Below are 9,091 nucleotides of genomic sequence, written 5' to 3' on the forward strand. Positions count from 1 at the left end.
GCCCGAGCGATACAGGCGCGCGCCGGCAGGGCCGAACGGATCGGCTACGAAGCGCTCGGCCGTGAGCGCGGGCCGATTCAGGTAGCCGCGCGCCACGCCCGCGCCGCCGATGCAGATTTCGCCGGGCGTGCCGATCGGCACGGGCTCGAGCTGCGCATCGAGGAGATAGACGCGTGTATTGCCGAGCGGGCGGCCGATGCTCGGGTGCTCGAGCGCTTCGTTCAACCGGCACAGTGTGGTATCGACCGTGCATTCGGTCGGGCCGTACACGTTATAGATTCGAGTTCTTCCGGAAAGGACGCGAAGCGCACCCCACGTGGCGACGGAGATTGCCTCGCCCCCAACCAGGATGGCCTTCGGCAAGTCGCGCGGATCGTCGAAGAAGCCCTCGGCAATCAACAGCTCGAGTTGCGCGGGCGTGCAATCGAACGCATCGATACGCCGGCTTTTCAGAAAGGCCGACATCGCGGCGGCATCGAGCCTGACCGCCTGGGGAACCATGACCAGGCAGCGGCCCGACAATAGCTGCACCAACGCTTGGAGCGAGGCGTCGAACGAGATTGCCGCGTTCAGCGCGACACGACGGTATTCCCGTTTCCCACCGTAGACGTTGTGCTCGAGCGCTTGCCACAGGTTCATCACCGATCGGTGTTCGATCATCACGCCCTTGGGCGCGCCCGTCGAGCCCGACGTATAGAGGACATAGGCCAACGCGCGAGACGTGAGGCCGCCGAGTTCGATATTGCGATCGTCGCCGTGCGGCTCGTGCGCGGCGGCGAGCGAATCGGGGCTGTCGATGACGACGACCGGCTGTGTGCCCCCGTGTTCCGTCAGCTCGGGCAGCAGCGTCCGCTGAGTCACCAGCGCGGCCGGCGCGCAGTCTTCGATCAGGGCCGCATGCCGCGATGCGGGATGGTACGGATCCATCGGCACGTATGCGCAGCCGGCCTTGAGGATGCCGAGCATGCCGATCGCCATCGATGCGTCGCGCTCCACGCATAGCGCGATTTTCGCGTGGGGACGAATGCCTAGCGCGATCAACCTTCGCGCAAGGCGGTTGGCCCGAGCGTTCAATTGCGAATACGTTAGCTGCGACGCTTCGTCGACCACGGCCACCGCATCGGGCGTGCGCTCGGCTTGCGCTTCGAAGTAGCGATGCAGGCAGGCGTCATGAGGATACGGCGTCTCGGTCGCGTTCCAGTCCGACAGCACTTGCTGCCGTTGCGCGGGCGTGAGCAGCGGCAAGCTTGCGAGCGCTTGCGAATCGTCCTCGACGACGGCCTCCAGCAGCGTGCGCAAATGGTCGATATGCTGCTCGATCGTTGCGCGATCGTATAGCGCGGTAGCGTACTCGAGCGAGCCGACGATCTGGTCGTGCGCTTCGTACAAGGTCAGCGTGAGGTCGAACTTGGCGCCCGCGTCCCCTGTGCCGCCGATGGGCGATACAGCGAGATCGTCCAACGCGAGCGCGTTGCGCGGGGTGTTCTGCCAGGCAAGCATGACCTGGAAGATCGGCGTATGGGCCAAGTTGCGCGGCGGCTGCAACTGCTCGACCACCTTTTCGAACGGCACTTGCGCATGCTGCTGCGCGGCCAGAATTTGCCGTTTGCTGTAGTCGAGCAAGGCTGCGACCGTCAGCCCAGGCGTCAACGCGTACCGCACGGCCAGGGTGTTGACGAACAAGCCGATCAGCGGCTCGGTTTCGCTGCGGGTCCGCCCGGCGGTCGGGCTGCCGATGACGACGTCGCGCTGTCCGGACAGCCGCGACAGCACGACCGCCCAAGCTCCCATGAGCGTCATGTAAAGCGTTACGCCGTGGCGCTGGCTCAATGCACGCAGCCGGCCGGTCAAGGCAACGTCGAGCGTAACCGGGCAACGGGAGCCGGCGTAGTCCTGCCTAGGCGGCCGAGGCCGATCGGTAGGCAGATCGATGATCGATGCAATGCCGGCCAATGCGTGCTTCCAGTATGCGATCTGCGCTTGGTCGCGTTCGCTGCCGTCTCCCTTGCGCTGCCATAGGGCGTAATCGGCATACTGAATAGGCAGCGGCGGCAGCGGGCCATGCTCGTCGTCGCCGCCCTCGCGGGTGCGGGACTGCCGGCACGCGCCGTACAACACGCCGAGTTCGTGTGTCAGCACGCCGTTGGACCACCCGTCGAAGACGATGTGATGCGCGCAGAAGAACAGCACATGTTCGTGCGGCGCGAGCCGCACTAAGCTCGCACGAATCAGGGGGCCCCGTTCGAGGTCGAACGGCGTGTGCGCTTGCTCGCGAAGATGCGCATGAAGCCGTGCTCCGCGCTCGAGCGGCTCGGCGATCGCGCTCAGATCGAGCGTGCGCAAGGCAAAGCCGGCATCGGGCGGTGCGATGACCTGGAACACCTGCCCGCCGCGTTGATCGAATGTCGTGCGCAGCGCTTCGTGTCGCTCGACAATCTTGTCCAGGGCCGCGGCCAGGGCGACTCGATCGAGCATGCCGGTGAGGCGAAAGCCGAAAGGAATGTGATAAGCGTTGCTCGCGCTCGCCATTTGGGTCACAAACCATAGCCGTTGCTGCGCGAACGACAGCGCGAGCGGCGCGGTGCGCTCGGCCGGGGCAATGGCCGCAGCGACGATAGGCGCGCATCGGACCGCCTCCGCCACGAAATCGGCCAGGTTGGGATGGCCGAATAGGACGGCCAGCGGCACCTCGCGCTGCAAGGTATCTCGAATCCGCGACAGCAAGCTGACCGCCAGCAGCGAGTGCCCACCCAGCTCGAAGAAGTCGTCATGGCGTCCGATCGAATCGCGCCGCAGCACTTCCGACCAAATCCGGGCCACCGCGCGCTCTATCGGGCCTTGCGGCGCTTCGTTGCCACGCCGGACATACGCATGGCTATCCGGCTCGGGAAGCGCCTTGCGGTCGAGCTTCCCATTGACCGTCAGCGGCAACGCATCGAGCATGACGTACGCGCTCGGCAGCATGTAGTCGGCCAACTGCGTCGCCAAACTGTCGCGCAGCGTCGCGGCGTCCAGCGCGCATCCTTCGCGGGCAACGAGATAGGCAACCAGCCGTTTGCCGCCGGGCTCGTCCTCGCGTGCCAGCACCACCGCATCGCGCACGCCGTCCTGTGCCGCTAGCTTAGCTTCGATCTCGCCCAGCTCGATGCGGAAACCGCGGATTTTGACCTGTTCGTCGTTGCGCCCGAGAAATTCGAGTGTGCCGTCCGACAGGCGTTTACCGACATCCCCGGTTTTATACAAGCGTGCGCCCGGCGGACCGAAGGGGTTCGCGATAAAGCGCTCCGCCGTCAGCGCCGGACGTCCGAGGTAGCCGCGAGCGACACCGGCGCCGCCGACATACAGTTCGCCCGGCACGCCGGCCGGCACAGGCTCCAGCGATTCGTCGAGCAGATAGATTTGCAGGTCGTCGAGCGGGGCGCCGATCCGGCTGCCCGCACCGCCTTCGATGTCGCGCCGCTCGATCGCGCAGAAACTCGCATGAACGGTGATCTCGGTGATGCCATACATGTTGATGAGGCGGGTGCGCGCGGGGTCGGTGCGCTGAATCCAAGGCAGCAGCGTGCGCAATTCCAACGCTTCGCCACCGAAAACGATGTAGCGAAGGCGGTGCGTCTCGCTGCTACGCGCCTGCTCCGGGATCAGTTGCGCAAAGGCGCTCGGCGTCTGGTTCAACACGGTGACGCCTTCGCGGCACAGCAGTGCGTAGAAAGCCTGGGGCTCGCGCGCGCATAGCGCAGGCACGATGACCAGCTTGCCGCCATAGGCGAGCGCGCCCCAGATCTCCCAGACCGAAAAATCGAAAGCGAACGAATGGAAGAGGGTCCAGACGTCGGTATGGTCGAAGCGGAATCGCCGCTCCGTCACCCGTAGCAAGCGCACGACGTTACGGTGCTCCACGACCACGCCTTTGGGGCGGCCGGTCGATCCGGAGGTGTAGATCACGTAAGCCGGATGCGACGGCGAAAGCGGGCGCGGCCGATGCCGATCGGCGGGATTCGTTGCCGGCATCCGATTCAGACGCGCGCGCACATCCGCCGCATCCAACAGCAACCGAGCCCCGTCTGGCGGCAATCGGCTCGCGATCGATTCGTTCGTGACCACGAGCGCCGGCTTGGCATCCTCCAACATGAAGGCGAGCCGCACGGGCGGATAGTCCGGATCGAGCGGCACATAGGCCGCGCCGGATTTCAGGACCCCGAGCAGCGCGATCGGCAACGCGAGACTGCGCGGCAAGGCGATGGCGACGAAATGCCCCGGTCCGACACCGGCCGCGATCAGTTCGTGCGCCAGTCGGTTCGCGTGGCGATTGAGTTCGGCGTAGGTCAGGCGCTCGCCTTCGAACACCACAGCCGGCGCATGCGGCATCGCCTGCGCCCGTTGTTCGAATAACTGCGGCAACGTCGCCTCTGGCGCAGGGTTAGCATCCATGCGCGCGGCTGCGAGCAGGCGGTTGCGTTCTGCCGCGGGGACCATCGGCAAGCGATCGATCGGCCGCGCGTCGTCGTCCGCCATCGCCTGCAGCAACGTTCGCAGATAATCGGCAAAACGTTCGACGGTAGCGGCATCGAATAGCGCCGTCGCATACTCGATGCCGCCGCTGATGCGGCCTTCGTCTTCGTGCAGCGCCAGTGTGAGATCGAACTTGCCCGTCGCGTGCGTGCCCACGCGCAGCGGCGTGGCGCTCACGCCCGTCATGTCCAGCGTTTGCTCCGGCGTGTTCTGCCATACGAACACGGTCTGGCACAGCGGGCTATACGCGAGCGTGCGCGCCGGCGCCGTCAGCTCCACCACCTGTTCGAAGGGCAAATCCTGATGCTGCTGCGCGGCCAAGGCGCAGGCCTTCACCCGGGCGAGCAACTGGCCCACGGTCGGCGCGCCGTCCAGGTCGATCCGCAAGGCCAGCATGTTGACGAAGCAGCCGATCAGCGGCTCGATCTGTGCGTGTCCGCGATTGGCCGTCGGTGTGCCGACGACCAAGTCGCGTTTGCGCGAAAGCCGCGAGAGCAAAACCGCCCAGGCCGAGAGCAGCGTCATGAACAAGGTGGTGCCATGCCGGCCGCTCAGGGCCTTCAATTTGATCGTCAGCGCTTCGTCTAGCGACAGGTGCACGAGTGCCCCGGCGTAAGACTGTCGCGCGGGGCGCGGTCGATCGGTCGGGAGGTCGAGCATCGACGGCACGTTCGCCAGCGTCGCTTTCCAGTAGGCGGCTTGTCGTTGCGCCGCGCCGCTTTCCATCCAGCGCCGCTGCCAGATCGAGTAATCGGCATACTGCAGTGCTAGCGCCGGCAGCGGGTCGTCTTGTCCTCGAGCGAAGGCGTTGTACAGCGTACTCAGCTCTCCGACGAAGTTCCCCATCGACCAGCCATCGAAGACGATGTGATGCAGCGTGATCCACAGCGTATGCGTATCGTCCGCTTGCCGGATCAGCCGGCCGCGAATTGCCGGGCCGTGCTCCAAATCGAATGGTGCGTCTCGCTCCGCGACGACCCGTCTTTCCAGCTCGGCCAACGGTTCGGGGTGCAGGCGCAGATCCGTTTCCGCGAGAACGAGGTGCGCCGTGGAGGCGGGCGCGATGCGTTGCACGGGCGCGCCGTCGACTAGGGCGAACGTGGTGCGCAGTGCTTCGTGCCGGACCACGATGCGATCCAAGGCGCGACGCAAGGCAGCCGGATCGAGGCTGCCGCGCAGTTGCACGCCGAACCCGATGTGATAGGCGAGACTCGCCCCCTCCATCTGCGCCAGGAACCATAACCGCTGCTGGGCGAACGACATCGGCAGCTGCGCGTCGCGCTCCGCTTTCGCGATGACGGGAGCGTCCCCGCGAGCCTTGTGGCGGACCGCGTCGGCAACGTCGCTCAGCACCGGATTGACGAACAAATCGCGCACCGCGAATTCCACGCCGAACGCTTGCTGCACGGCTGCCGCCATTCGGACCGCCAACAGCGAATGGCCGCCTCGTTCGAAGAAGTGATCGCTCCGGCCTGCGCGCTCGAGCTTCAACAGTTCGCACCAGATGCGGGCGAGTTCGGTTTCGATTTCGTCCCGAGGCGCTTGGTCATCGATTTGGTCGTCGTCGATCGCGGCGAACCGAGGCGCGGGCAGGGCTTTGCGGTCGATCTTGCCATTGGGCGAAAGAGGCAGCGCATCGAGCATGACGATGGCGGCGGGCACCATGTAATCGGGCAAGCGCTCGGCCAGATACCGGCGCAACGCGACGGGCTCGGGCCGGGCTTCGGCTTCGGCGGCCACGGCATAGGCCACGAGTTGGCGGTTGCCGGGCTGATCTTCGCGCGCGATAACGGCCGCTTGCGCTACGTGCGGATGCTGCTCCAGTGCGGCTTGGACTTCGCCGGGCTCGATGCGAAAGCCGCGGATTTTGAGCTGCTCGTCGATGCGGCCGAGAAACTCGATCGTGCCGTCGCGACGCCAGCGCCCGAGATCGCCCGAGCGATACAGGCGCGCGCCGGCAGGGCCGAACGGATCGGCCACGAAGCGCTCGGCCGTGAGCGCGGGCCGATTCAGGTAGCCGCGCGCCACGCCCGCGCCGCCGATGCAGATTTCGCCGGGCGTGCCGATCGGCACAGGCTTAAGCCGCGCATCGAGCAGATGGATTTGCGTGTTGTCGAGCGGAACGCCCAGCGGCACGTTGTCGGCCACGCTGCCCCTGACAGGCAATGCGTGTGCGATCGCGAACGTGGTGGTTTCCGTAGGCCCGTAGACATGGACGACCTCCGTTTCCGGGCAACAGGCATGCATGCGTTCGAAGGCCGCGCTCGACGCGCGTTCGCCTCCTGTCCACAGTGTGCGTAGCCCGCGCAGGCAATGCGGGTCCGTTTCCATCGCTAGCCGGAACATCGCCGTCGTGACGAAGATGGCCGTGACGCCCGCCTCGTCGATCGCCTGCCGCAGCATGGCCGGTTCCAGATTGCCCGACGGCGCGGCAATGACTTGCTGTCCCGTTAAGAGCGGTACCCAAAGTTCGTAGGTCGAGGCATCGAACGCATGCGGCGAATGCGCCAGTACGCGTTCATGCTTGCCGTCGCACCAGCGCCGGTCGCTCGCAAGACTGACGATGTTGGCGTGCGTGACAGCCACGCCTTTCGGGCGGCCGGTCGATCCGGACGTATAGATCACATAGGCGAGTCGATCCGCCCCGATGGAGCGCGCGGGGTTTTCCGCGGGATATTGCGCAAGGATCGGATCGTCGACGGCGAGCACCCGCACCGAAGCCGACGATAGCCCGGCCGGTCGCTCGCCGTCGATCAGCAGCACCGTGGCTTGCGCATCGTCCAGGATCCATCGCTTGCGCTCGTCCGGGTAGCGCGAGGAAAGCGGCGCATAGGCGGCCCCCGCCTTCAGCACGGCCAGGATGGCAACGGCGAACTCGAGCGGGTCGTCCAGTTGAACGGCAATCCGGTCTTCGCTGCGTACGCCGAGCGCAAGCAGCCGGTGCGCGAGTCGGTTGGCGCGGACATTGAGCTGGGCGTAGGTCAGGCGACGCTCGCCGGAGACGACGGCGAGCGCGTCCGGCTGCAACGACACCTGCTGTTCGAAGCGCGCGGGGACCGAAAGCGCGGGGATCGGCCGGGCGGTGTCGTTCCAGCGCTGCAATTGGCTTCGATCTTTGTCGTCCAACAGGTCGATATCGAGGAGACGGCGATCCGGTGCTGCGACGATCGCTTCGAGCACGTGCTGCCACTGTCGCCCCAGACGCTCGATCGTTTCCGGGTCGAACAGATCGAGTGCGTACTCGAGATAGCCGCGCAATCCGTCCGGCGCGCTGCGTTCGTCGAGCGCTTCACGCAGGTTGAAGACCAGGTCGCATTTGACGATCGGTAGAGGCACCGCCATGTGTGCCGCGTGCAGCTCCGGCAATACGAGGTTAGCCTGCTGGCCCGCGTTCTGCAGCGCGAGCATGACCTGGAAAAGCGGATGCGCCGACAGCGTGCGAGTGGGATTGAGCGCTTCGATCACCTGATCGAACGGCAAGTCCTGGTGAGCGTAGGCGGTCAGGCAACGCTCTCGCACCTGGCGCAGCAACGTCGCGATATCGGGGTTGCCCGAGACATCGGTGCGCAGTGCGAGCGTGTTGACGAAAAAGCCGACTAGCGGCTCGAGACCGGCATGGGTCCGCCCGGCAATCGGCGAGCCGACGACGATGTCGCACCCCGCACCGAGACGGCTAAGCAAGATAGCCAGCGCCGCATGCAGCACCATGAAAAGGCTGGCCCCGTGCCGCCGGCCGACGGCCAGCAGGTCCTCGTGCAAGCGCGCCGGAACATGCAGGGCAACGGCGGCGTTGCAATCGTGCGAGATTGCCGGCCGCCCTCGATCTTGGCCGAGGGTGCATAGTTCGGGCGCGCCGGCCAGCGCATTGCGCCAATAGGCGAGCTGACGTCCCGCGACGCTGGCGGCATCGTCCGGCCGCCCCAGCATGGCGCGTTGCCAAAGAGCATAGTCCGCATACTGTATCGGCAGCGGAGCCCAGTTCGGCGCACGCCCTTGGCAACGGCTCGCGTAGGCGACGGCAAGATCGGCCATCAGCGGCCCCATCGATTCTCCGTCGGCGGCGATGTGGTGCAGCAAGATCAGCAGCACATGCTCGTTAGCGCCTAGCGAGAACAATGTCGCCCGTAGCGGGATTTGCGAAGCGAGGTCGAAGCGGAAACGAACCGCATGGCGCAGCGCGTTTTCGAGCGCTGTCTCCGGAAGCGGCGTGTTCTCGAGACGGTGACGTTCGAGGACCGGCTTCACCTGGTCCCGATCGAGGATGCACTGACACGGGCCGTCGGCCGCCTCGGGAAACGTCGTGCGCAAGCTTTCGTGCCGGCCGATCAAGTCGGTTAGTGCGGCTTCGAGCGCCTGGGCGTCAAGCTTGCCGCGCAACCTCCAGCACGATGGGATGACGTACGACGGGCGAAGCTCGTCGAGCCGATGCAGGAACCAAAGGCGTTGCTGCGCGAACGAGAGCGGGACGACAGCGGGGCGCGGCAGCGGCAAGAGCGCGGGCCGCGCGACTGTCGAGACCGGCTCGGCGGCCACACGCCGAGCCAGCAACGCAACCGTGGGCGCCTCGAACAGTGCGCGC

Annotated in this window: 1 protein-coding gene; it reads right to left on the reverse strand. The window is 66.1% G+C overall.

From position 1 onward, the window contains the following. On the reverse strand, positions 1-9,091 hold a 9,091-nt coding region (locus tag ACTHN9_RS20760), incomplete at both ends, for an amino acid adenylation domain-containing protein (protein ID WP_440538660.1).

It is taken from the genome of Trinickia sp. (assembly GCF_051953405.1).
Lineage (GTDB): Bacteria > Pseudomonadota > Gammaproteobacteria > Burkholderiales > Burkholderiaceae > Trinickia.